21 protein-coding genes are annotated in these 26,107 nt (G+C 37.3%); 7 read left to right on the top strand and 14 right to left on the bottom strand.

The window, feature by feature from the left end:
• Positions 1 to 10: 10 nt before the first annotated feature.
• The 4 genes from AC57AW_RS21815 to rpmB form a co-directional block, all read right to left on the bottom strand.
• On the bottom strand, positions 11 to 478 hold the full coding sequence (locus AC57AW_RS21815) for a RidA family protein (RefSeq protein ID WP_318846615.1): 468 nt from the start codon (positions 476 to 478) through the stop codon (positions 11 to 13).
• A gap of 89 nt (positions 479 to 567) precedes the next feature.
• On the bottom strand, positions 568 to 720 hold the full coding sequence (locus AC57AW_RS21810; protein ID WP_073175385.1) for a DUF4295 domain-containing protein: 153 nt from the start codon (positions 718 to 720) through the stop codon (positions 568 to 570).
• 20 nt (positions 721 to 740) lie between these two features.
• A complete protein-coding gene (rpmG, locus tag AC57AW_RS21805) occupies positions 741 to 923 on the bottom strand; it encodes a 50S ribosomal protein L33 (RefSeq protein WP_027373683.1) in 183 nt (60 codons plus the stop codon).
• Between the two features lie 6 nt (positions 924 to 929).
• On the bottom strand, positions 930 to 1,172 hold the full coding sequence (gene rpmB / locus AC57AW_RS21800) for a 50S ribosomal protein L28 (protein ID WP_002976757.1): 243 nt from the start codon (positions 1,170 to 1,172) through the stop codon (positions 930 to 932).
• Positions 1,173 to 1,415: 243 nt separating this feature from the next.
• On the opposite strand from rpmB, the gene AC57AW_RS21795 reads away from it, so the two are divergent.
• Positions 1,416 to 3,125 (top strand): T9SS type A sorting domain-containing protein, encoded by a 1,710-nt coding sequence (locus tag AC57AW_RS21795; RefSeq protein WP_496353560.1) that lies wholly within the window; start codon positions 1,416 to 1,418, stop codon positions 3,123 to 3,125.
• Positions 3,126 to 3,204: 79 nt separating this feature from the next.
• Here the strand turns inward: AC57AW_RS21795 and AC57AW_RS21790 are convergent, their stop codons facing one another.
• Positions 3,205 to 3,666 (bottom strand): glycosyl-4,4'-diaponeurosporenoate acyltransferase CrtO family protein, encoded by a 462-nt coding sequence (locus AC57AW_RS21790; RefSeq protein ID WP_496353559.1) that lies wholly within the window; start codon positions 3,664 to 3,666, stop codon positions 3,205 to 3,207.
• A gap of 51 nt (positions 3,667 to 3,717) precedes the next feature.
• A complete protein-coding gene (gene lnt / locus AC57AW_RS21785) occupies positions 3,718 to 5,352 on the bottom strand; it encodes an apolipoprotein N-acyltransferase (protein WP_496353558.1) in 1,635 nt (544 codons plus the stop codon).
• A gap of 56 nt (positions 5,353 to 5,408) precedes the next feature.
• On the opposite strand from lnt, the gene AC57AW_RS21780 reads away from it, so the two are divergent.
• A complete protein-coding gene (locus AC57AW_RS21780) occupies positions 5,409 to 5,822 on the top strand; it encodes a VanZ family protein (protein WP_496353557.1) in 414 nt (137 codons plus the stop codon).
• On the opposite strand, the gene proC is transcribed toward AC57AW_RS21780, so the two are convergent.
• From proC to AC57AW_RS21760, 4 genes are all read right to left on the bottom strand, one after another.
• The gene (proC, locus tag AC57AW_RS21775; RefSeq protein WP_318846619.1) at positions 5,812 to 6,615 is read right to left on the bottom strand and encodes a pyrroline-5-carboxylate reductase; all 804 of its coding nucleotides are present in this window, start codon (positions 6,613 to 6,615) and stop codon (positions 5,812 to 5,814) included. The two genes, AC57AW_RS21780 and proC, sit on opposite strands and share 11 nt — an antisense overlap.
• Before the next feature lie 333 nt (positions 6,616 to 6,948).
• Positions 6,949 to 7,962 carry a UDP-N-acetylmuramate dehydrogenase gene (gene murB, locus AC57AW_RS21770; RefSeq protein ID WP_496353556.1) on the bottom strand — a complete coding sequence of 338 codons (1,014 nt, stop codon included), beginning with the start codon at positions 7,960 to 7,962 and terminating at the stop codon, positions 6,949 to 6,951.
• A 3-nt stretch (positions 7,963 to 7,965) separates the two neighbouring features.
• On the bottom strand, positions 7,966 to 8,451 hold the full coding sequence (locus AC57AW_RS21765; protein WP_496353555.1) for a hypothetical protein: 486 nt from the start codon (positions 8,449 to 8,451) through the stop codon (positions 7,966 to 7,968).
• Between the two features lie 10 nt (positions 8,452 to 8,461).
• On the bottom strand, positions 8,462 to 9,667 hold the full coding sequence (locus AC57AW_RS21760) for a pyridoxal phosphate-dependent aminotransferase (RefSeq protein WP_496353554.1): 1,206 nt from the start codon (positions 9,665 to 9,667) through the stop codon (positions 8,462 to 8,464).
• A 132-nt stretch (positions 9,668 to 9,799) separates the two neighbouring features.
• Here AC57AW_RS21760 and AC57AW_RS21755 point away from each other — a divergent pair, with 132 nt between their 5' ends.
• The 5 genes from AC57AW_RS21755 (at position 9,800) to AC57AW_RS21735 (ending at position 17,682) form a co-directional block, all read left to right on the top strand.
• Entirely contained in the window at positions 9,800 to 11,617 is a 1,818-nt protein-coding gene (locus AC57AW_RS21755; protein ID WP_496353553.1) for a T9SS type A sorting domain-containing protein, read from the top strand.
• A gap of 317 nt (positions 11,618 to 11,934) precedes the next feature.
• Positions 11,935 to 14,442, top strand: a complete 2,508-nt coding sequence (locus AC57AW_RS21750; protein ID WP_496353552.1) for a T9SS type A sorting domain-containing protein — start codon at positions 11,935 to 11,937, stop codon at positions 14,440 to 14,442.
• A 143-nt stretch (positions 14,443 to 14,585) separates the two neighbouring features.
• Positions 14,586 to 15,770: a hypothetical protein gene (locus tag AC57AW_RS21745; RefSeq protein WP_496353551.1), complete on the top strand. Its 1,185-nt coding sequence runs from the start codon at positions 14,586 to 14,588 to the stop codon at positions 15,768 to 15,770.
• 10 nt (positions 15,771 to 15,780) lie between these two features.
• Positions 15,781 to 17,202, top strand: a complete 1,422-nt coding sequence (locus tag AC57AW_RS21740) for a hypothetical protein (protein ID WP_496353550.1) — start codon at positions 15,781 to 15,783, stop codon at positions 17,200 to 17,202.
• 24 nt (positions 17,203 to 17,226) lie between these two features.
• Complete coding sequence (locus AC57AW_RS21735) at positions 17,227 to 17,682, top strand: DUF1801 domain-containing protein (protein ID WP_496353549.1); 456 nt, start codon at positions 17,227 to 17,229, stop codon at positions 17,680 to 17,682.
• Positions 17,683 to 17,884: 202 nt separating this feature from the next.
• Here AC57AW_RS21735 and AC57AW_RS21730 read toward each other — a convergent pair whose 3' ends face one another.
• Genes AC57AW_RS21730 through mgtA form a run of 4 tightly spaced genes read right to left on the bottom strand, consistent with a single transcriptional unit; the run spans position 17,885 to position 26,092 of the window.
• The gene (locus tag AC57AW_RS21730; RefSeq protein WP_496353548.1) at positions 17,885 to 19,150 is read right to left on the bottom strand and encodes a TolC family protein; all 1,266 of its coding nucleotides are present in this window, start codon (positions 19,148 to 19,150) and stop codon (positions 17,885 to 17,887) included.
• Complete coding sequence (locus AC57AW_RS21725; RefSeq protein ID WP_496353547.1) at positions 19,140 to 22,235, bottom strand: efflux RND transporter permease subunit; 3,096 nt, start codon at positions 22,233 to 22,235, stop codon at positions 19,140 to 19,142. Before AC57AW_RS21725 ends, AC57AW_RS21730 begins: the two co-directional genes overlap by 11 nt.
• A 26-nt stretch (positions 22,236 to 22,261) precedes the next feature.
• The gene (locus AC57AW_RS21720) at positions 22,262 to 23,365 is read right to left on the bottom strand and encodes an efflux RND transporter periplasmic adaptor subunit (protein WP_496353546.1); all 1,104 of its coding nucleotides are present in this window, start codon (positions 23,363 to 23,365) and stop codon (positions 22,262 to 22,264) included.
• A gap of 54 nt (positions 23,366 to 23,419) precedes the next feature.
• The gene (gene mgtA / locus AC57AW_RS21715) at positions 23,420 to 26,092 is read right to left on the bottom strand and encodes a magnesium-translocating P-type ATPase (protein ID WP_496353545.1); all 2,673 of its coding nucleotides are present in this window, start codon (positions 26,090 to 26,092) and stop codon (positions 23,420 to 23,422) included.
• Between the last annotated feature and the right edge of the window lie 15 nt (positions 26,093 to 26,107).

The raw sequence follows: 26,107 nt of genomic DNA, 5'->3' as shown, positions 1-26,107 counted from the left end.
TAGTTTATTCTTATTTATTTTTAATCACTGCTGTGGCTTCTACTTCTATAAGCACATCATCTCTGAAAAGCCTGCTCACTTCCACAAGGCTGCTTACAGGAGGATTCTGAAGATTGACATACAAATCCCTGACTTTTCTGAAATCCGGTGTTTTTTTGATGTCTGTGGTAAAGATTCCCAGTTTGATAATATCTTTTCCTGTTCCTCCATATTCTCTCAGGATACTTTCAATATTTTTGAAAACCTGCTGGGTCTGTTCCTCTATAGAATTTCCCACCAGATTACCTTCGGAGTCCAGAGGTACCTGCCCGGATAATAAAATCATTTTAGAACTGCCGCAGTCAATACTTACTGACTGTGATAGCCCTTTTATGGAGAAAACTTTTGGTGAATTTTTATATTCTATAGAATTCATTGTTTTCTGACTGAATGAAAATAGAAAAGCTAAGGTGCAAACCAGAACCAGGATCTTTTTCATATTTTGCTGATTAATAATCTGGTGAACAAAGATAACAAAAAAACTACCCAAAATATGAGTAGTTTTTTATATTGTAAACAAAGTACTGATTATTTTTTCAAATAACCATCTACTTCGTCAGCATTCATTACTTTTTCTTCGAAAACGTAAGCTCCAGATTTAGAAGACTTAATCATTTTCACCACTTTTGTCATTTTCTTAGACTGACCGCTTTGTAGGGTTGCTACTACTTTCTTTGCCATGGTAAGTTATTATTTATAAATTACTTAATTTCTTTATGAAGGGTAGATCTCTTAAGAACAGGATTGTATTTTTTCAATTCCAATCTCTCTGTAGTGTTCTTTTTATTTTTTGTAGAAATGTATCTAGACATTCCTGGCATACCGCTTTCTTTGTGCTCTGTACATTCAAGGATTACTTGAACTCTATTTCCTTTTTTTGCCATGATTTATTAATTCTTTTTAATCAATCCGTTTCTAGTAGCTCTTTCAATAGCTTCCTCGATTCCAATCTTGTTAATCACTCTCAATCCATGAGCTGATACTTTCAGTGTTACGTGCTTATCTTGCTCTGGAAGGTAAAACTTCTTCTCTAATAAGTTAATTTCAAAACGACGCTTCGTTTTGTTATTAGCGTGAGAAACGTTGTTACCAACCATTGCACGCTTTCCTGTTATTTGGCAAATTCTTGACATATCTCGATGTTCTTATTTGTATAATATTTGAGAGTGCAAAATAACGAAGAATTTTTTAGATAGACAAATCTTTTGGAAAATATTTGCAAATAAGTGACTGATTAATAATCATGAATTTTTAAAATAGTAGAATCCTTGGGATACAGCAGATAATCAGTGCTGATATAATTCATACAGGCTTTTTTTTAAGCAAAGAATTTAATATTCTATCTTTGTTTTTAATTAATCTAAATAAAAACAAGTATGAAGAGGATTTATATTCTATTGTCTATGTTGCCTGTCAGTCTGATGGCTCAGAACTTTACGGAGATACAGACCAGCATGAATAATTTTTATTATTCTGCGGCAGATATTGCAGATATGGACAACAATGGTACAATGGATATCGTGCTCAATGGAGCGATAGATTCTGATGGTGATGGAAATGTGGACAGTACTTATAATGAAGTATATCAGAACAATGGAACGACATTATTACCATATGCAGGATTGGGAGCTGATGTGACCCATCTTGGAGATATTAAATTCATTGATTATAATAATGACGGGCTGATGGATATTATTTCCACAGGCCTCAGCTATATGGATGTTGTGAATTATAAACAATACCGTTTCAAAAATACAGGAACAGGCTTTGTAAAAGATGCTGAACTTCCCGGAAAAATTTATGGATCTGTAGAGGTTTTTGATTTTAATCATGATGGAAAATCGGATTATGCCATCAATGGAACTCAATATGGCCATGGAGGAGGATTCGGAAATACATTGGATTATTATAAAAATACAGGTACCGGTTTTGATCTGACGGAAAACTGGGTTGACGGAACTCAAAACGGAAGTTTTAAAGTGGTAGACCTTAATAATGACAAGCTTCTGGATCTTGTGATTATTGGGTCAGATATTAATGGTGATCCGGTTTCTAAAGTATATATGAACCAGGCAGGAGTTTTGATTCCTACGCAGGATCTTGCTCCTGTAGCTGTTGGGAAAATAGATTTTGCAGATTTCAATGCGGATGGTTTTCAGGATATTGTGGTAATTGGAAGAGATGGAAATGATGATGGATATTTTGCTGTTTTAATGAATGACGGAACCGGAACATTGACTCCTCAGGTGATTGCTGTAAATGATATTTCTGATGTTGCATTAAGTGTGGGTGACCTTAATAATGATGGGTATTATGACTTTATCATTTCAGGGAATGAAAATTATAATGCTGTTGTGAAAACGTATATCTATGATGTTTCCAATAATAAATTTAATGAAGGAACATTAACGGGTATAACTAAGCTGGGAGGTCCGGGACTGGTACAATTGTTTGATTTTAATAATGATCATCATCTGGATATCCTGTTGGGTGGATTTGACTGGGCAGCTTCTGATCTGCCTTCACTGACTAAAGTCTTTAAAAATAATTCTACTGCTGCAAATGCAAAGCCTACAGCACCAACTCAACTGAATCTGACGAAAAATGGAAACCGTTTTAATTTTGCATGGAGTGGAGCTTCGGATGACAAAACCCCGGTAAGTGCACTGCGTTATGAAATTACGGTAGGATCTACACAGGGAGCTCATGATATTGCTAAATATGTAGTGACGACACCGTCATGGTTTCTGGATCTTGATCCGGCCATTCAGAATGTGTACTGGAGTGTGAAATCTATTGATGCTTCAAAGGTGTATTCTGATGCTTCCGTACAAAGTGTCTTGGGAACAGCGGAAATTAAATCTGATAAACAGCTTGTCATCTATCCGAATCCTACATCAGATAAAGTGTATATCAAAGGAGAAAAAATCTCAGAAGCTGAAATGTATTCAATGGATGGGAAAAAACTGAATATCAGCGTAAATGGAGATCAGTCTATTGATGTTTCCCATTTACCTAAAGGAGTATATTTATTAAAACTGAAGATAAAAACCGAAATAACCACAAGGAAGCTTACGATTAAATAATTGAATCAATTCTATCTTCTATCAATGAGAAAAGCCAGACGTCCAGCTGGCTTTTCTCTTTATGCAATAAAGTTTACGTTTATAGTCTTTTTATAAATTTGTCAATTCTTCTTTTGTTTTCTTGTTGAAGTAAGGATGGATATAAATTCATTAATATATTCACAATCATCATGATCATTGCAAAAACAAAGTTATTTTCTAAAATTTTAATAAAGGCAAAAATACTTACGAATATAAATCCAATCAAATGATCTATTTCAGATTTTGTCATTTCATTTCTTAAAATGATTAAACTGCTTTTCTGAATTTTGCTTTTAAGTTTCAATTTTTGATTAAAGAATTTAAAAAAAGTATTTTTCACAATCCATTTAAAAAAAATTAATCCAATAGATTTATTAAATTTTTCACTTTTTATAAAATTCAGGTTGGAGAGATTTTCATTATAGAAAGCTGTATTTTTTAGAAAGGCATTGATAAACATTCCGACAATCCAGGAAATAAATGTTATTGAAATGCTAAAGGTGAAATATTTAATGATCATATCTAAAAAAGTAAAATTTATTTTTTTTGAATCATTTAGTTTACTGGGAAATTACGATTTTTTTGTTCTGTTTCGGAATTTTTCAATCAGATAATAAAACAGTAAAAAGCCCAGTGCAAATATGGAGAACCTTGACAGAAGATCTCCTGCTCTTGCATAAAATGTCATCGTATCATACAGGTTCACTTTTGCAAATAAGGCTGTTTTGTCTCCATAGAATGTATCAGCAGTTACTTCACCTTTAGCATTGATATGAGCAGAGATTCCACTGTTGGCAGCGCGGGCAATTTCTCTTCTGGTTTCAATAGCTCTAAGTTTAGCATAAGATAAAAGTTGTTTGTGTCCTTCCGTAACGCCCCACCAGGAATCATTGGTCATAATGGCTAAGAAATTGGCTCCTTTTTTTACATAGTCAGTTACAAACTCACCGTAAATACTTTCATAGCAGATGATAGGTGCCAGTTTCCCTTTGTTGTAAGGGTTTGAAAAAGCAACTCTTTCTTTATCTGTTCCCAAAGAGGCTACCGTACCTCCAAGGTTGATCATAGCATCTCCCAAAAGCGGTTTTAAAACATTCATATACGGAAATATTTCAACACCTGGTACCAGTTTTCCTTTGTGGTAAGCCTCTACTTTTTGATTAGGGACCAACTGAATCGCGGTATTATAACTGCTCACCCAAACACCACTGTTGATCTGGTAAGCTTCTTTAGGTAAATCGGCAGGATTATAAAAAAAACGGTGCGAAGAAATTCCTGTAGCAAAAACAGATCCCGGATGATTGGATAAAAATCCTTTGATATTGTTTAAAAGTAAACTTTTTTCAAAAGCTGTTTCAGAAATAGATCCTCTGCCGGGAAGAGCCGTTTCCGGTGCGATATAATAATCAATTTTACCTGTTGAGTTTTTTTCAGCCAGCGCCAGTAAATCCTGCTCAATGGTAAGGCTGTCTTTTGAATACTTTTCGGCATAAGGATCAAGATCCGGCTGCAGCATCAGAACACTCACCTGTCCGGCTGGCTTTTCATCAAAATTATTGTATTTGACCACTGAAATAATCATTGGAATAATAATTAAAGCTCCAACGATGGCCGAATTTTTAATCAGGTCTTTTCTCTTTCTTCCGGCTTCCCAGGTTCTTATGGTATAGAAGATAAGAACATTGATCAGTAAGATCCAGAAACTTCCTCCGGTAGCTCCTAAAGTGTCATACCATTGAATCAGTTTTGGGTAGTCGGCAAATACATTCCCAAGGTTCAGCCATGGCCATGTCAGCTCCCATCCCAAGTGAAATTTTTCAAAACTCATCCAGATCGCAATCAGAAATCCCAATCCCCAATACGTTCCCTGAGCATTTTTGTACCAGTGATAGCATTGGAATACTAGTGAATATAAAAGAGAATTGACCAATACCGGGAATACTACAGCCATCAGAGAATGACTTCCGTCAGGATTCTTTGAGCCATACAGCCATCCTGTAGTGACTACATTCCAGATCACAAAACATAGATAAGACAATCCGAAGACTACCCAGCTTTTCCTTTTATAATCTGAGAATTTTGAGACTCCATGTTCCATCATCAGAAGAGGAACGAGGGCAAAAAATATAAAAAACGGAACTCCATAAGTTGGCCATGAAACCGACAGCAGCATTGCTGAAATAAGTGTAAGTAGAACGTATTTCATTAAATTATTTTAATACACAAATTTAATGTTTTTGAAATGAATATATTAGCAGTTCAATGTTAAAGAAAATATATAAAATTAGTATTGTTCCGTATACTCTGTTTCTGCTTTACCTGATGTTTTTAGGAATGGGCAGGTTTCAGTATGAAGAAAATCTCCTTACGTTAGAACCTGTTTTTTCTACAATAAAATTTATCCAGGGTCCGAATAAGACAATAGATATTGTGATGATTGTCCTGGGAAATATTATCATGTTTATTCCTTTTGGATTCTTGGGGTGGGTTTTGCCTGATCTGAAAAAACTGAAGCCATTGATTTTTAGTTTTGTTTCGTGTATCGTTATTGTTGAAGCACTACAATACTTTACAAGAATGGGAATATTTGAGGTAGACGATATCATCCTGAATACATTTGGTGTGTATCTGGGATGGGTTTTTTGCAGAATTATTGAAAAAAGATTTACTTATTAAGTTCCTTGGCGCGTTTTTCAGCGTTCAGAATTCCCTGTTTCAGAATTTCTTTGAAACTGTTGTCTTCAAAAGTTTTTAAAGCAGCCTCCGTAGTGCCGCCCTTAGACGCAACATCTTGAATCAGTTCTTCCAGATTTTTTTCTGAATTATTGATCAGGTGATAAGCTCCCAGCATCGTCTGCTTTACGAAAAGCTTAGAAAGGTTTTCTTCAATCCCCATTTCAATCCCGGCCTTAATCATCGCATCAATAATGTAATAGAAATAAGCAGGACCACTTCCGGAAAGTGCCGTAACACCATCAAGAAGGTCTTCTTCCTCCAGATAAACCGATCTTCCGGTGCTGTTCAGTAATCTTTCAATACTTATTAATTGACTGAAAGAAATACCATCTGCAGCAGTATAACCCGTAATTCCCATTCCCAGAAGGGTAGGAGAGTTGGGCATTGCTCTTACAACAAGCGGATGATTCAGTAATTTTTGAATTTTTTCAATATTGATTCCTGCCATAATGGACAATACCATCTGGTTTTCCTTAAAAGTAAATTGAATATTTTGGGCAACCGATTGGAAATCCTGAGGTTTTACAGCAATGATAATCAAGTCAGAATCGAGTTCCTTCACTTCTTCAAAGGTGGAGATTTTAGATTTGGGGAATTCTTCCGCTATTTTGGAGATTTTGGATTCGCTTCTGATGATCAGATGCAGATGTTCAGGTTTGATCAGTTCGTATTTCAAAAATGATTTTGAAAAAGAAAGTCCCATATTTCCGGCTCCAAGAATAGCTATTTTCATCGCGAATTGTAATTTTTAAGCTAAAATAATGATTTTTTGGGATGTGGGAATAACTTGTGACGAGTTATTGTTGGAAAACGCAAGGGTACAATTTTTTGAATAACATGCTGTTTTAAGGCGCAAGAAAATTGAAATTTTCAATAAGAATGAAGTATTATAAAATCCTGTAATATAAAGATATACAGTATTCAATTTTATCGCAGATAAAATCTTTGCGTCTTAAAGCATAATGTATGTCAAAATCTTTGCGCCTTCGTGTTTACCAATATTTTTAGAAATAGTGTATAAAAAAGGCTGTATTCCAATCGAATCAGCCCTAATATATTTTTTAGATTATATAATATTCACTTCCCGTTCAAGCTCTATCCCAAACTTTTCTTTTACAGAATTGATAATCTCAGTAGAAAAATCAAAAATTTCCTTTCCAGTAGCATTTCCAGTAGCATTAATGATCACCAGGGACTGCAATTTGTGTGAAGCTACATTTCCAATCTGCTTTCCTTTCCATCCACATTGCTCAATCAGCCATCCTGCGGGAACTTTTACCCTGTCACCATTAGGATAGCCCTGAATATTTTCAAAATTTTGCTTTAAATCTTCAAATTGAATCAAAGGAATAGTCGGGTTTTTGAAAAAGCTTCCGGCATTTCCAATTTGCTTAGGATCTGGCAGTTTACTTTGTCTGATATTGATAACCGCTTTGGAAATATCCTGAATAGTAGGATTTTCAATGCCAAGATTTTCCAGTTCAGATTTGATCGCACCATATTCTGTTTTGATAGGGTGGTTTTTCTGGGTAAGTTTAAAAGTGACTTCCAGAATAACATATCTGCCCTTTCCTTCCTGTTTGAAGATTGAATCTCTGTAACCGAACCTGCACTGTTCAAGGTTAAAAGTTGAAAGTTCAAGATTTTCTAAATCCAATACCTGACAGCTGATAAAAACATCTTTGATTTCCGTTCCGTAAGCCCCGATATTCTGCATTGGAGAGGTGCCTACATTTCCAGGAATTAAAGAGAGGTTTTCCAGCCCTCCAAGATTTTTTTGCAGGCAGTACATTACAAATTCATGCCAGTTTTCACCTGCTTTTGCTGTTACCAATATTTCATTTTCATTGATGCTCTCTTCGGAAATTCCTTTTAAATTAAGTCTGATAGCCAGACCGTCAAAATCTTTTGTAAGAAGAATGTTGCTTCCTCCTCCTAAGAACAGAAGCTGAAGAGATTGAGCTTTCGAGAAAATAAGGGCCTCTTTTAATTCATCAATACTATTGACTTCAGTAAAATAGCGGGCTTTGGCTTCAACACCAAATGTGTTATAAGGTTTGAGTGAAAAATTTTCCTGCATGTTTTATTTGTATTCTTTGGGAAGAATTTTGTCTAGTTGTTCTTTAAGTTGTTGTAGCTGCTTATAATGTAAAGTGTCTACATAAGCATTCACATAGATGTGTGATTTTTTCGGAGTCCGGATCTGGAAAGTTTCGTCTATGCCATCTACTGATTGCTGGCTGGGAGAGCTTTTTATATAATCGAGGTCTACAATACTGACCGGTGATATAAGCTGTTTCCAGGTGCTGGAAGTGATGGCAGATGCCCATTTTTTATGGGTTTGATTGGCCGTCATTCCTTTTTCTGCAAAAACAGAGTCTTTTGTGACTTTTATGATCCTGTAGTTGCCAAGACTGCCTCCAATATCGGATACACTAATATAGGTGATCTCGTGTTGATTTTTATGGGAAGCAGAGGATTCTGTTTTTTTGGAATCACAGGAAAAAAATGCCGACAGCAAAAGAATCGAAAACAGTATTTTCAGATGTGATTTTTTTGTTGTCGGCATAGGATATATTTTACAGACTGAATTCTTCTCTGTACTTCTTTAAAGCTTCTTTAAGAATTTCAGCACTTCTTTTTAAATCTTCTTCTTTCAGAACGTAGGCAATTCTTACCTGTTTCTTTCCTAATTCCGGATCACTATAGAACCCTCCTGCAGGAGCTACCATAATGGTTTCGTTGTTAAGAGCATATTTTTCAAGCAGCCATTGTGCAAATTTCTCAGTATCATCTACCGGAAGTTCAGCAACACAGTAGAAAGCTCCTCTAGGTTTTGGGCAGATAACACCAGGAATAGCATTCAAAAGATCTACCAATACATTTCTTCTGTGGGTATATTCTTCTCTTACCGCTCTGATATAAGCACCATCATTCTGGTGTGCCGCTGTTGCAGCAATCTGTCCTAAAAGAACCGGGCTCAATCTTGCCTGTGCAAAAAGCATGGCAGCATTACGGATTTTGTTAGAACGGGTAACCAGACATCCGATTCTTACACCACACATAGAATAACGCTTGGATTCTGAATCTATGATGATACAGTTTTCAGCTAATTCAGGGAAATCAAACATTGAGATCTGCTGCTTTCCGTCATATACATATTCTCTGTATACTTCATCCGAAATGATTACAATATCATATTTCAAAGCAATGTCTGCAAGCTTCTGAAGTTCCTCACGGGTATACAGATATCCGGTAGGGTTTCCTGGGTTACAGATGATGATTGCTCTTGTTTTTTCTGTGATTTTTTTCTCGAATTCTTCAATAGGAGGTAAAGCAAAACCAGTATCAATAGTAGAAGATACGGCTACTACATTCACATCAAATGTGCTGGTAAAACCATTGTAGTTAGCATAGTAAGGCTCAGGAATAATCACTTCGTCACCTTCGTCACATAAAGTAGAAATGGCAAAGTTCAGGGCTTCAGAACCTCCATTGGTAACAATGAAATTATCAGGAGTAAGATCTGAAAAACCTAATGAATGATAATATTCAGTAAGGGCCTTTCTGTATTCTATATTCCCTTCAGAAAGCGCATATTCCAATACTTTTAAATCGATGTTTTTTAAAGCATTTAAAGCTGTTTCCGGAGTTTCAATATCAGGCTGTCCGATATTAAGATGATATACTTTTATTCCTTTCTGTTTTGCTTGTAATGCAAAGGGAACCAGTTTTCTTACCGGCGATGGCGGCATATGCAGTGCTCTGTTTGAAATATTCGGCATTGTTCAAAAAATTTGTATGACAAAAATAGGATTTAATTTCTCAATAATAAAATTAAGAATCAATAAGAATGGGTTTTTATTACTTGATTCTATTTTCACAATATTGATTAAGTTTGTGAAAAAAATAATACCATGATAAAAAAGATTTTTTTAAAGCAGTTACTTATTACTGTTTTTTTTTCTACGACTATTTTAGCAGCTCAACATTTTGAGACCATGCCAATACAATCCGGATTTAATAGTGATGTAATTGCTAATGGGATTGGGCCTTCTGCAACTTCAACAACAGCAAATGTTGATGGGACTTACTATAATCTTGTGGCTAACGATTTTAAATTAGTTCCTTCAAGTAATAATCTTACCTACGGATTGCCTGCAAATGGTATTATTAATTCTGCAATATCTACGGGATTGAAGTTTCAGATGGGAGATTTAAATGGTAATAATTCTTTAAGGCTTGATAGCGGTGTTTCGGGAAATATTGGTAATTCTGGTACTTTGGTATTTTCGAATCCTATTGCAGCATTTAAAATTTATATGCTTGCTACCAGTGGTCAAGGAACTGCTTATGTATCACTGACTGTCAATTTTACGGATAATACGACTCAGGTCTTTACACAAGAGATTCCATTCTGGAATAGCACAAAACCTAATTATGCAATTGCAGGAATTGGAAGAATCAATAGAAATACAGATCAATTGGATTATTTCCCACAGGATCCGAAGTTATATCAGACTGTTCATAATATTGATGTGGCAAATCAGACTAAGCTTATTCAAAGTATTACAATAAAGAAAGTCAGTACAGAAGGGTTGGCTAATATTTTTGCTTTTTCAGCAGATGCTTACTCAGATTGTATAGAACCTGTGGTACAACCGGCATCGGCGGTGGCTTCAAATTCGGCACAAATTTCATGGACAGTTCCTACAGGTACACAGGCAGTAAGCCATGATATTTATTACAGTACAGACCCAACACCTCCTAATACTAGCACACCAAATTATACAGGGGTTACAGGCACCTCTTATACTCTTAGTAATTTACTTTCTTCTACTAAATATTACTATTGGGTAAGAACCAATTGCAATGGTACTTTCAGTCAGAGTGCGTGGTCATTACCCAATACTTTTACTACATTATGTGGAGTTAATCAAGCCCCATATCTAAATAATTTTAATAATATGGGTAATCTCATGTTTCCGGGAACATGCTGGAAAAATAATCTTTCAGGAGGAACCCCAGCTACAGGGCCTACTGGAACAGATTTTGGATGGGGACAGTATGATTTTCTAAATTTAGCCAATACAACTAATAAGGGAGCACGTGTTGTGATGTATGATACGAATAAGATAGCATGGCTTACAAGTCCGCTTTTTGATCTTTCAACAGGGGGATATACGGTGAGTTTTAATTATGGGGTAACGGCTTATGCAGGGAATTCTCCTGCACAAATAGGAGTAGATGATGTTGTGTGTTTTATGATTTCCAATGATAGTGGAAATACCTGGACAATATTAAAAACATGGGATATTAATAATAGTCCGTCCAATACATCAAATCAATATATTTATAATTTGACAGGGAATTTGAGTACTACAACAAGATTTGCATTTTACTCAAATACAGGAACAGTAAGGGACTTCTATGATTATTGTTTCCATATAGATGATTTTGCTATAGAAAGTAACGCCCAATTAAACATTTCTGAAGTGGAAGATAAGATAAAAGAACTTGTTGTTTACCCAAATCCATTTAAAGATATTTTGTACTTATCAGGTTCTAAAGATTTAAAAAAGCTAACGATAGGAGATGCTTCAGGTAGAATTATTAAGATCATTGAAGGTAATACAAAACAGATTAATTTGAGTACATTAAATAGGGGGCTTTATTTGATTACTCTTTATTTCAAAGATGGATCGCAATCAATTGTGAAAGCAATAAAAGAATAGTTTTTTAGCAAAAAAGTAAATTAAAAAAAGACAGTTATATCATTTATAGTTGTCTTTTTTTTGATGAAAATCAGTAATCTCAGCTGATTCATTTTACGAAGTCTTTAAAATCAGCTATTTTAATAATGTTCACTATTAATTTTACATGCATTTTAAATAAATATTAACATTTTGTTAAAAATAGTATTTTTGTATTGTTATTTTTCATAAATTTCGCCTCAAATGTGATTAAAATGGTAATAAATTTATTTTCTAGAGTGGTACCCGCTATCGCTCTCTTTTCTGCCAGTGTACTCATGGCTCAAAATTATCAAACTATGCCAGTAGCTTCAGGCTTTACAGCTGATGTGATTGCTAATGGGGTAGGTTCTTCAACAATTACTACAAATAATGACGTAGACGGAGTTTCTTATGCTTTTGTAGCTAAAGATTTTCAGCTGACATCTTCAAGTACTGCTATTACGTACGGTATTCCTGTGGATGGGGTTATTAATTCTGTAGTGGGAACCACCCCGGGATTGAGCTTTCAGTTAGCCAGTTTGAATGCGAACAATTCATTAAGACTGGCTGCAACCAGTGATAACGGAACTTTGGCATTTACAACACCAAAAGCAGCAACCAAACTGTATATGCTTGCTGTAAGTGGAAGCGGTACTTCTACGGTAAATGCAGTGGTAAACTTTACAGATGGCAGTTCACAGACGTTTTCAAGTATCAGTCTTGCAGACTGGTATAATGGATCTAATTTTGCCATCCAGGGAATAGGAAGGGTTAAAAAACCAGGTGCTACTCCTGCCAGTGGTGATGATGTTCCTTCTCCTGAGGGCGGAACGAACCCAAGATTATATCAGGTTGAGCTGGCAATAGATGCAGCAAATCAGGCAAAGCTAATACAAAGTGTAACAGTTACTAAAGCAAGTGGCTCAGGTTTACCTAATATCTTTGCTTTTTCAGCGGATGCCTATTCGGATTGTATGCCTCCTGTATTGCAGGCTGTTTCAGGAATCACAGCAAACTCTGCTTTAGTTTCATGGACAGGTAATGCTGCCAGTTATGATGTATACCACAGTACTTCAAGCACAGCACCGGCGAGCACAGTAACCCCTACTTATCCGGGAGTAACAGGGCCAAGTACAACGATTGGAGGTCTTAATTCCAATACAACTTATTATTATTGGGTAAGATCCAACTGTAACACGGCGACAGGCCAAAGTGTATGGTCTTTTGCAGGAACATTTAAAACAGCTTGTTCTACTTTTACGGCTCCTTACACAGAAAATTTTGATACAACAAGTACAGGTTCTACGTCAAATACCAATGCACCAAGCTGTTGGGCATATTTAGAAAGTGCTTCATTTGCAGGATATGGTTATGTAACTACATCCAACAACTATTCAGCACCTAATGCGTATTACATGACCAATTCAAGTGCTACTACGGGCAGTCAAATGCTGGTTGCGCCTCCAACTGTAAACCTTTCAGATGGTACCAAGCGTGTAAGATTCTATGCAAAAGGAGGAGGAAGTAATTACACATTATTAGTGGGAACACTATCAAACCCTGCGGATCCTGCATCCTTTACACAAATTGGAGCTCCTATTGCTTTGACGACTACCCACACCCAATATACCGTTAATATTCCTGCTGGCTCTGATTTGCAACTAGCATTTAAACACGGTTTAGGAGGTTCTTCTCGTTCTATTTATATTGATAATATTACCGTTCAGAATATTCCTTCTTGTTTTGAGCCAACAGCAGTTACGTCATCAAACGTGGCAGCGAATACAGCAACGATTGGTTGGACGGAACCATCTCCAGTTCCTGCAGGCGGATACGAAGTTTATTACAGCACAAACAGTACTGCACCTGATGCTTCTACTGTTTTAAACGCTACAAACTCTGTAACTTCTACTACAGCTTCTGCACCGCTAAGCGGACTGCAGCCCTCTACAACATATTATACATGGGTAAGATCTAGCTGTAGTGCATCTGATAAGAGTATCTGGAGTACTTCTACATCATTTACAACTCTTTGTGTTCCAATAACTACACTGCCTTGGAGTGAAAATTTTGATGCAATGGCGGCTATAGGTTCTGCAATTGTTCCGAACTGCTGGAAGCAAACTCCAGGAGGAAGTTCATCTACCTATAACTTTACTTCAGCAAATGCTTCCCAGCAAGGTTATAATGATCCTAAATCTGCTCCAAATTATGTGACGATCTATTATCCATATGGTAATGCTGCTTATTTATGGACCCCTACATTTACTTTAACTGCAGGAAGTTCATATGATTTTACATTCTATTGGGTAGGAGACGGCTATTCAGGTTGGCAGAATGAAGTATTGGTAAACAACGGACAAACAGCTACCGGAGCAACTAGCTTATCAACATTTATTACGGCTGATCAAACAGCAGCAGGAGGAGGTGATAGTGCTAATTATACTAAAGTTACTGTTACATATACCCCAACGTCAACCGGCGATTATTCATTTGGAATTAAAGCTTTCAATACTACATCGGATCCATATTATATGGGGTTTGATGATTTCTCTCTTACACAGTCTAATTTAGCTACTGCTGAAACATCTGTTAAGAAAAAAGAAGTGAATGTATATCCTAATCCTTTCAAAGATGTTCTGCATGTTGCAGATATCAAAAATGTTAAATCTGTAACGGTTACAGATGTAGCAGGAAGAGTAGTGAAAACTATTGATAATCCAACTTCAGAACTTCAGTTAGGAGAATTAAATACTGGTTTATACTTGGTGACAATGAACTTTAAAGATGGTTCAAAATCTACCGTAAAAGCCATTAAAAAATAAAATTTTTTGAGTTAATAATTTCTGTAGGCAGTTGCATTCGTGTGACTGCCTTTTTTATGATCCATTACATAATAACTGGACAAATTATTCTTAAAAAATGTTGACGAAATTATTATACATTTGCACCGAAAACTATAACATCCATGAATAAACTTAAACTACTTTTTTTAATACCATTATTTTATTCCGAATTTTCACAGGCCCAGCGAATTGATAAAGAAACGATCAGTTTTCAGCTTTTGAAAGAACCGGTTTTTCCTACAGATCTCTCCAGCAGAAACTATACGATTACGGTAAAATCTCCCTATAATATTACAAAAGATGATGTTGTAAGACTGTCAAAAGAAGATCATCAGAAAAAGGTGGATAATTATCAGGCAAACGTTGAAAATGCCAAGTACGAACACGGAGAAAGATTGAAGGATTATGATGCTGAAGTGAAAAAACTTCAGGAAAAGTATAAACTTGAATCTGCCGAATACAGCAAGCTGTCAGCGGTTGAAAAAATTGCAGCAACCAACGGCGCTCCTACGCTGAGATTACCTTCAAGACCTATCCTTAATATTCCTCCGGTTCCGGTGTATCAGCAGCCAGATCTTAGAGATGCCTTAATTGTGGATAACAAAATTCTGGCTTCTCAAATAGATGTAATTGGTTTTTCAAAAGGAGGAAATTATCTTGATATCGTCATAGAAATGGAAAGAACAAATTTTCAGGATAATCAGGGGAAAACCTTTGCCAATCAGCCAACAAAAATCACAGCAAAGCAAGGTGGTACTATAAAACTGGATAAGACCTATTTCTCAGATTTTGCAGAAATAGCAAGCGTTCCAACCAATGAAATTAATCTGAATGCTCAGGAAAAAAGATTTCTGCAAAGAACTATTGACCGCACAAGAAATATTATCAATGAAAATTTCGGGTATCAGACCATCAATTCTACAGTGACTTTGGCAACTGTAAAGAACAAAGGAGAGTATGACGATTTGGAAAAAGCATATATCTACGTTACTACCAATCTAAAAAAACTTCAGGCAAAGTCAGATTATGCTCCGAACAGGATAGCGATGGAAAATATGCAGAAAGGAATTGATCTATGGAAAAGTGCTTTAACAAAAGTGAATTATAACGATAAGAAAGCACTTTACAACCAAAAAATCGGGGAGTATCTTTATTTTAACCTGATCAGATTGAATATTGCTTTAGGAAACTACCAGGATGCTGAGAAATATTTAAATGAATTACAGGAACATTTAGTAGATATTAAACTATCCTACGATGCTAATCTTGAACTGAAAAGATTAGAAGAAAAAATTTATAATAACTAAAGAAAACGATATGATTAAACAGATTATTGCTTCGGCATTAATTACAGCTTCCGTGTACTCTTATGCACAGACGAAGGTGACCGAAGGAACAAAATTCACAGTGGATGCCAATCTTGAAACTGATGATAAACTGGTTTTGGCAGATGATTACAATTCTTATATGTTCAGCGCTATCAATATTGATGGATTGATGAGAAATGTTTTCCCTCACAAGAAATTACTGATGAGAAAACTGGATCAGAACGGAAGTCTTGTAGATACTTATGTGAAAGATTACGCCAACAAAACGAATGGTGTACTTCACAATTATCTTGGATCACAGCAGATTGATGATGATAAATTTATAGCATTTACAGAAGAATATTTCGGAAAAGAAAACAGAAAAGAAGTCTTTCAACATGTTTTCAGCAGAAAGGAAGGTACTTTTACAACAAAAAGTATTGCAAAATATAGTATTGAGTCTACCAATAGATCAGGAACGACTTATGTGCTTTTCTCAGAAAACGGGAAATATGCAGCCATCTTCAATGACCGGTTTGCCAACAAAAAAACGGATAATGTGAATGATGTTCTGGTAATGGACCTGAGAACACTTTCTCCGGTTTGGAACAAAGAAATTACATTAAGTAATGATTATGTTGAAAAGTCTCTGACATTAACTAACTCAGCGAAAATCGTTGTATTGCGTAAAGCTGCAGGCTGGAAAGAATCTTATAAGCTGGAACTGGTTTCCAATACAGAGGATAAAGATCTTCCGTTCGATGATAAGTATATTCCTGAGAAGTTATATGCTTTCAGTAAAAATGACAGTGATTATCTGGTAACATTTGGAAGAAAAAATGCCACAGTTACTCTTGGCTCAAGTACTTTCGGAACGGTAATGTACTATGATATGAAATCTGGAAAAGCGGTTATCAGCAATACCAATTTAGCAGGAAGCAAAGATATGAATGATGTGAAAGTCATCAAAACCATTGTGAAAGGAGATGAGGTTTTAATGGCCGTTCAACAGGAAACGGTGACAAGACCGATGCCTACAACAATGAATCGTTTCCCGGATCCTGTATATTCATTAGATGCAGGAATGCTGATCAAATTTAATAAAGAAGGAGAAGTAAAGCAATTTGTGGCAGCAGGAACTTCTACAGGAAAAAGAATTAACGTTGTTGAAGCCGGAGAGAAACTTTATATTTCTGCGTTCTATCCTAAAGGAGCATTTGGAAATACAGGATTTTCTATGAAAGTTTTTGATTTTACTAATCTGAAACCTCAGGAGGTAAGTCTTGATTATAAAGGAAGAAATTTCTTCCAGAACTACGGTTTTACAGATGGAAATATGATCCAGTACGTTCCGAATGTGAACAAAATGATGTTCCTTCAAAAGAGCAGCAAAGATGTTCAGATGTTCAGCGTGTATAATTTTATAAAATAATCGTATTTTAGAAAAAATTACAATATGCAGATTCAGTCAGTTTCCATAGAAGATTATATCTCAAAGATTCCTGAAGAAAGACAGGAAGCTTTTAAAAAACTTTTTGATACGGTGAATGACAATCTTCCGAAAGGGTTTGAAGAGGCTACCAATTATGGAATGATAGGTTGGGTAGTTCCTTTGGCTACATTTCCTGCCGGATATCACTGTGCCCCCGGGACACCACTGCCTTTCATCAATCTGGCTTCCCAGAAGAATTTTATTGCACTCTATCATATGGGGCTGTATTCAAAACCGGAACTTCTGGATTGGTTTGTAGGAGAATATCCAAAACATTCCAAAAAGAAACTCGATATGGGGAAATCCTGTATCCGTTTCAAAAAAGTGGATGATATTCCTTTTGAACTGATTGCCGAACTGAGTCAGAAAATGACTTCTGATGACTGGATCGGAATTTATGAATCTCAATATAAAAGATAAAAAAGAGCGCTGAAATCTATTTGATTTCAGCGCTCTTTTTTATGCTGGAAGCCGGAGGTCAGAAGACATATATAATATTGTGTTTTTGTAATCACTGATTTCCGCTTGGTAATATATATTCAGAATTAAAAATTTAATGAAATAATATATACTTATCCATCATTTATCAGCAACTTCCTTCCTCCGGATTTCTTCTTTTCGCCTAAAAATGGATATCCCAGATTCCTGCTTTCCTTTCCAGTTCAATTAAAGCAGCTGCATTATCTGCCAAAGCTTGATAATAATCTTTTCTCACATTGTTATACGTTCTTTGGGCATTCAGCACTTCAAGGATAGAACTTTCACCTCTTTTGTAGCTGTAGGTAATTCCTTCTAAGATACTTTGAGCCTCTGAAAGCATTCCGTTATGAAATTGTCTGAGCTGTTTCTGAGTGGCCGTATATTGCTGATAAGCCTGCATCACTTCCGCTCTTATTCCCTGTTCGATTTGTTTATATTCAACTTCTGCCTGAGAATGCGCCATTTCTGCTATTTTCAATCCTGCATTTCTTCTGTTGGAAAACTTCAAAGGAATACTAATGCCCATTTTTACAGCATTTACAGTAGGAGAAGGAGCAATTTCATTAGTCGCTTCAGTGTGCCGTTCTGCTCCGGCACTGATACCTAAATCTATGATACGATTGGCTTTTTCAAGATTAATCTGGCTTTTGGTGACTTCTGTATTTTGTCTGGCGGCCAGTAAATCTGCTCGTTCATTCAATGCCTGAAGAATCAAATCATCAATGCTGAAATCCCTGTTGAAGGCATTAAAATCTCCGGCAACATCTCTGTCTGTCATTTTGCTGTCCCCAAGAAATACCGACAGACCGGTGAGAGCTTGTTGTTCCGCACTTTCTGCCTGATAGACTTCATTGAGCAGAGACGTAGCCTCCAGTTTAGTCTGTTTTGAGGTTACCAATGATATAGTCCCCAGGCGATAACGGATACTGTCAGATTGTGCCAGTTGCTGCATATTTTGATAAGAATCCTGTTGTACTTCAAGCAAAGCTTTGGATTTTAAAGCATCAATATATCCTAAACTGGCATCTGCACGGAGGTTTCTGAAAAAATCCTGCAATTGTATTTTGCTCAGTTCAGATTGATTTCTGGCCAGATTAACCCGGGCTTTTCTTTTGCCGCCAAGCTCAAGAGTCCATCCAATTGATGTTCCGTAGACGTACCCCATATCTTTACGCACTCCGTTATTGGTGGTTTCCATTTCCAATTGAGGATCAGGAAACATATTGGCGGTCTGGATAGCCGCTTCAGACATACTTACATTATATTTCTGCGAAGCATAGCCCAAATTTTTATCTCCGACAAGACTCAGGTAGTCTTCAAAAAGTAAAAGCTCTTTTTCCTGTGCTTTCATCTCTGTGATGCTGAGCAGCACTACGGATAATATGATAACATGAACTCTAATTTTCATCTGATTTTAAATTTTGTTTTTCGTTGCGGCGTTCAGTCATAAAATAAATAGCCGGCAGTACGAATAAGGTTAAAATAGTAGAGAACATCAGCCCGTAGACAATTACCGTTGCCAATGGACGCTGTACATCGGAACCGATTCCTGTAGCCAATGATGCCGGGAATAATCCGATTACTGCCACTGTTGCGGTCATCAATACAGGTCTGAAACGGTCTTTTGCGCCTTTGATGGCTGCCTGTTTCAGCTCATATCCTTTCTTACGCAGATCATTGATATGAGAAATCATAATCACTCCATTCTGAATGGCAACTCCGAACAATGCGATGAATCCTACTGCAGAAGAGACATTCAGAGACATTCCACGGATATTGAGGGCCAGCATTCCTCCGAATAATGCCATCGGAACAATAGACATCAGCACCAAAGCCTGTCTGAAATCACCAAACGCACCATACAATAACAGGAACATGATTGCCAATGCCAACGGAACAATAAATGCTAATCTGGAATAGGCTCTGTTTTGATTTTCAAACTGTCCGCCCCATTTGATCTGGTATTTCTCATGATCGTATTTGATATCTTTTTCGATTTTATCCTGTGCTTTTTTCAGGAAAGACGAAAGATCGGTACCTCTCAGATTCAGTTTTACGGTAAGATGGCGTTTGTTCATTTCTCTGGTAATGGTACTTTCTCCGGTACTTAATTTTACTTCTGCTACCTGAGACAGCGGAATTTTTGCTCCTGAAGCTGAAGTCAGCATCAGGTTTCCGATTTTGTCCGGAGTGTCACGGCTGTCTTCAGTATAACGGCAGGAAATATCATAAACTTTATTGCCAATAAAGATCTGGGAAATGGCTTTTCCTCCTAATGCCACTTCAATAAGGTCGGCTACATCGGCTACATTCAATCCATACTGAGCAATCTTATCTCTGTCAGCAATAATCTGCAGCTGCGGTAGCGGTGGTTCCTGATCAATGGCAAGGTCTGCCGAACCTGGAATTTTGTTTAAAGTAGACAATATATCTTCAGCAATTCTTCTGGTTTCTTTAAAATCTTCGCCATACACTTTTACCACCAGTTCACTGTGAGCGCCGGAGATTTTATCCATTACCCCATCAATCATAGGCTGTGAAAAACCTACAGTGAATCCCGGCATATCTTTATAATCTGCTGCGAGTTCTTTGATGAGGTCTGCTTTTGTTTTCCCGGCAGGCCATTCGCTGTAAGGTTTTATTCCAACAGAGACTTCAAAATGGGAAGCCGTCCATGGGTCGGTACCATCATCATTACGCCCTGCCTGAACCATCATATAAGTAATTTCAGGATGTTTCAGGGTACGGGCACGCAGCGTATCACTCATTTCTTTTGATTTGGCTAAAGAAATTCCGGGTGGCAGCTGTACCTGCAGCCATATAGAACCTTCATCCAGTTCAGGAAGGAAATCTTTTCCTACGGTATAAGACAGAATTCCGGCAGATGCTAAAACAATTGTGATGGGTAAAATAACTCTTTTGGGAGTCTGCATTATTTTTTCGATTCTTTTTCCATAGGCTGTACTTATTCTTTCCAGCCATTTATTGTGATAAATCTTTTGTGGCTTGCGGTAGATCACATAAGCCAATCCCGGAATCAAGACTAATGCTACAGCGAGAGCTCCTAATAAGGCATATCCTACAGTAAAGGCCATGGGGGTAAATAATTTTTTCTCTACTCTTTCAAAAGCGAACAATGGCAGATAGGCGGTAATGATAATAACGGTTGAAAAGAAAATAGGCTTGGCTACTTCAATCACTCTCTGAGTAATTGTTTTTTCTTCAAGTGCTTCTTCCGGATTTTCTTCTCTTTTCCTCAAAATGGTTTCCAGCATGACGATGGCTCCATCTACAATAATCCCAAAATCAATCGCTCCGAGTGAAAGAAGGTTGGCCGGAATATTGGTGAAATGCATTAGTATAAAAGCAAATAACAAAGAAAGCGGAATGGTAATCGCTACTAATAATGCTCCCCGCCAGCTTCCAAGAAATACAATCAGTACAATAATAACCAGTACAATTCCTTCAGTAAGTGTATGGGAAACGGTAGTAAGGGTTGTTTTTACAAGGTCTGTTCTGTCCAGAAAAGGATGAATTTTTACACCAGGAGGAAGAGTCCCGTTATTCAGCTCTTCAATAGCTTCATGAACTCCGTCCAGTACTTGTGAAGGGTTTTGTCCTCTTAGTAAAAGAACAATGCCTTCCACGCTTTCAGAATAATTCCGTTTTCTGTCGGTATAGCCAAGAATTCCTTTTCTTTCCAGGTTCCCGTATTTCAATGTTCCTACATCATTTAAAAAAACAGGAACTCCATTTTGGGTTTTCACTACAATTTTTCCAAGGTCATTTAAATCTTTTACAAGACCAATTCCGCGGATTACATATGCAAGGTTTCCCCGGGGAAGCATGCTTCCTCCGGCACTCATATTGTTTTTGGAAATGGTTTCGGTAACTTCTGATAAGGAAAGACCATACTGCTCAAGTTTATGAGGATCCAGTTCGATCTGAAACTGGGTAGTAATGCCTCCGAAATTAGTGACATCAGCAATTCCTGAAACCTGTTTGATCCGGGGTATGATTACAAAATTCTGCAGATCCGTCAATTCCCGCAAACTGTGGCTGTTACTTTCAATAATATAACGGTAGACTTCGCCAATAGGAGAGGTGAGGGGATCCAGCCCTGGCTGTGCCCCATAAGGAAGCTCCACATCCGTCAGCCTTTCCTGAATACGCTGTCTTGCCCAGTAATCGTCTATCCCATCATCGAAAACCATGGTAATGATAGAGAGTCCAAAGGTACTTTTGCTTCGCATCACATGCATTCCCGGAAGTCCGTTCAGAGATCGTTCCAAAGGGATGGTAATTTGCTGTTCTACTTCTTCAGCAGCCAGTCCCGGAACCTGTGTTACTACCTGTGAGGTGACATCGGCAATATCAGGATAAGCCTCTATGGATAATCTGGTCCAGGAATAATACCCAAAGAACCCTAATAAAAGGAAGAGAGCAAGCATCAGCCATCTCTTCTGTATAGAGATTGTAAGTAATTTCTTCATAATTGTTGATTTCGCATCATTGTACATTATTTCGCATCCAGCATATAAATTCCTCCTTCAGTCATGATGGTTTCTCCGGGTTTTAAGCCTGATGTAATTCTTACTGTTTTTTGGTCAGTTTCTCCCGTGGTTACTGAACGTTTGGTAAATTGGTTCTTACCTGTTTTGATCCACACATACTGGGAGCTGTCCTGCTGCATTAGAGCGGTAACGGGGATCATCACGGTCTTTTCAGGAGTAGTGGCAAAGTTTACCGTCGCATACATGCCTGGTTTTAGCTTTCGGTCCGGATTATCACATTCAATAAGAACTTTTATACTTCGGGTGTCTTCATCTACGATTTCATTGATGTGATATACTTTCCCCGAAATATTCCTGTCGGGATACGCACTTACTTTTACGGAGACCTGATCTCCGGTATTCACAAAGCGGATGTCTTTTTCTTTTACATCCCCGGAAATCCAGACTTTGGATAATTCTGCGATAATCATGACCGGGTCGGAATCTCCTTTCAGATATTGCCCGTTTACAATTTTGTTGGAAATGATTTCTCCATTGATGGGAGCCCTTACGATTAAAGGACTTCCAATTCCTCCTCCTTTGCTGTTATATACTTTCAAGGCAGAAGAAGCATTGGAAAGTGATGTTTTTTTATTTTTAAAATCAGTTTCCGCTTCATCAAGTTCTTTTTGAATACCCACTCCATGTTTCACAAGATCCTGCTGGCGTCTGTAATTTTTTTCTGCAAGCTGTACCTCGTTTAGGGCATCTGTATAATCCTTTTGAACCGAAAAATAATCTGAAGAAAGAATTTCAAAAAGAGGGCTTCCGGCAGAAATATTTTGTCCAAGTTGAATAAACGATTGGGTAATTCTTCCGGAAAACGGACTGGCAATTTCCGCATAATGATTGGGAATGGCCTGAATAGTTCCCGCTGACACCACACCATCACTGTGTTCCTGTTCGGTAACAACCTGTGTTTTAATTTTTTTGAAAACGGGATTGTTTTCCGGAACAGTGGCCTGATCACCTTTTATCTGGAGATCCTGATCCTGAGGAGCTTCGCTTTTGGGATTTTTACAAGAGGTTACCAATGTCAAAAGTACCATTGTTAAGACTGTTTTTTTCATATAAGTTATTTATAACCATTATTTTTATTTCTCTTTCGATGCTGATTTTTTACCTTAAAGCCACTGTCCGAATTTTTTGATAAACCATTGTTTGACGAACTGAGTCAGGATACAATAACCGGTAAGAATTCCTATTAAATAAGGGAAATAGCTTAGGGGTAAAGGCTGCATTTTCAGATACACTGCCATTGGAGTGAAGGGGATCAGAATTCCGATCAGCATGATGAAACTTGTTAATGCAACCACGGGAGCAGCTGCCCAGCTTTGGATAAATGGAATCTTTTTCGTTCTGATAATATGAACAATCAAAGTTTGAGATAATAACCCTTCCACAAACCAGCCTGTCTGAAATAATCCTTGCTGCTCCGGAGTATTGGCTTTAAAAATGAAAAACATTACTGCAAACGTCATATAATCAAAAATGGAACTCAAAGGACCTATATACAGCATGAATTTTTTGATGCTTGCAGCTTCCCATTTTTTTGGTTTTCCCAGAAAATCTTTATCCATTGTATCCCACGGAATGGAAGACTGTGAGACATCATACAGTAAATTCTGGGTTAAAATCTGCAACGGAAGCATGGGTAGAAACGGAAGGAATGCACTGGCTCCGATCATACTGAACATATTTCCGAAGTTGCTGCTGGCCGTCATTTTTATATACTTGACAATATTTCCGAAAGTTCTTCTTCCATAGATCACTCCGCTTCGCAATACCATCAGATCTTTTTCCAACAGAATAATATCAGCACTTTCTTTGGCAATGTCTGCTCCTGTATCTACCGAAATTCCGACATCTGCTTCCTTGATTGCCGCAGCATCATTGATCCCATCACCCATAAATCCTACGGTGTGGCCTTTGGATCTTAATATTTTTACAATGCGCTGTTTCTGTAGCGGACTTACTTTGGCGAAAACAGAATAGAGATTCATATCCTTACGAAGTTCATCATCACTCATAGTGTCCAGTTCATCACCAAGCATAATGGTATTGATAGGAATTCCTACATCATGGCATATTTTTTTAGCAACAATATCGTTGTCTCCTGTTACTACTTTTACTTCTACACCCAGCTTGTGCAAAGCTTTAATACTGGGTTCTGCAGATGGTTTTGCGGGATCAAGAAATCCCATAAATCCTGTAAGAGTAAGTTGATTTTCATCGGAAACAGCATAATTCAGCGGGTGGTCACCATCAAATTCCCGGATGGCTATCAATAAGACGCGCTGTCCTTCGGCATTGAGTTTTTCAGACATTTTGATAATCTGCTGTTTCATAGCCTCGTTCAATGGAACAATATTATCATTCTCTATATGCAGGCTATGGTCTTCACCCGGATCTAAAGCATATTGGCATAGAGGAAGCATTTCTTCCACCGCACCTTTGCAGATCATGAGATGTTTTCCCTGGGAAGTATTCAGGATTACAGACATTCTTCTTCTTTCAAAATCAAAAGGGATTTCGTCTACTTTCTGGTAAAGTTCATCAGCTTTCATGAGGTTATGAACTTCAGCATGATCCAAAACGGCCTGATCCAAAAGATTCTTGAGACCGGTTTGGTGAAAACTGTTGAGGTAGCCCCATTTCAATACTTCATCATCTTCAATACCACGAACGTTGAGGTGTGTTTCCAATACAATTTTGTCGAGGGTAAGTGTTCCTGTTTTATCGGTACAGAGGATATCCATAGCTCCTATATTCTGGATAGCATTCAGTCTTTTAACGATCACTTTCTTTTTGCTCATGTTCACTGCTCCCTTGGCCAGATTAGCGGTAACAATCATGGGAAGCATCTCAGGAGTAAGGCCTACCGCTACGGCAATGGCAAACAATAATGCCTGCATCCAGTCTCCTTTTACCAGTCCGTTGATAAGAAAAATGACAGGAGTCATGATCAGCATAAACCGGATCAATAAATAACTCACTTTATTTACCCCTATATCAAACGCTGTTTCAGGTCTTTTAGAAGTCAGACTTCTGCTGATGCTTCCGAAATAGGTGAAAATACCTGTGTTGGCTACGACAACTGTTGCTGATCCGCTTACCACATTAGTTCCCATAAAACATATGTTTTGAAGGCTGAGGGGATTTCTGTCTTTGGCATCTTTGATGGGAAGTGCATTTTTCTCAACAGGAAGAGCTTCTCCGGTGAGAATAGATTCGCTGATGAAAAGGTCTTTACTTTTAAGGATTCTGCAATCGGCTGGAACCATATCACCAGCAGATAAAATAACAAGATCGCCGGGGACAATTTCAGTAATTTCTATTTCTTCGCTTTCATTAAATTTTCTCTTGATAAGGCAGCTTGTTTTTACCATTTTCTTTAATGCTTCTGCCGCTTTATTGCTTCGGAATTCCTGAATAAACCTTAAAACTGTACTGAACAGAAGCATGACCGAAATAATAATGACAGTACTAAAATCTTTTTCACCTGCAGGCACAAGAATAGCATCAATAAATAATGAAATGACTGCAATACAGGCCAGGATATAATTAAACGGATTAAAAAAAGAATGGGCAAACTGTTTCAGCCATGAAGGCGCTTTTTGGGTGGCAATTTCATTCTTACCATAAATTTTCAGACGATCTTTTACGGTGTTTTCGCTGAGTCCTTCTTCTGAAGTTTCCAGTAGAGCATAAATCATTTTTTCATGCTCAGCAGCGGCTTCTTTCAATTTTACAAGAGCTGCTGCATTGAGATTTTTGTTGGAAGATTTTTTTAACATCGCTTCAGGGGTTGT

This window comes from Chryseobacterium sp. BGA-UO-ETr-SB22, from assembly GCF_059567885.1.
Note: the sequence above shows the minus strand (reverse complement) of the source record. Positions and strands in the feature narration are given on the sequence as shown.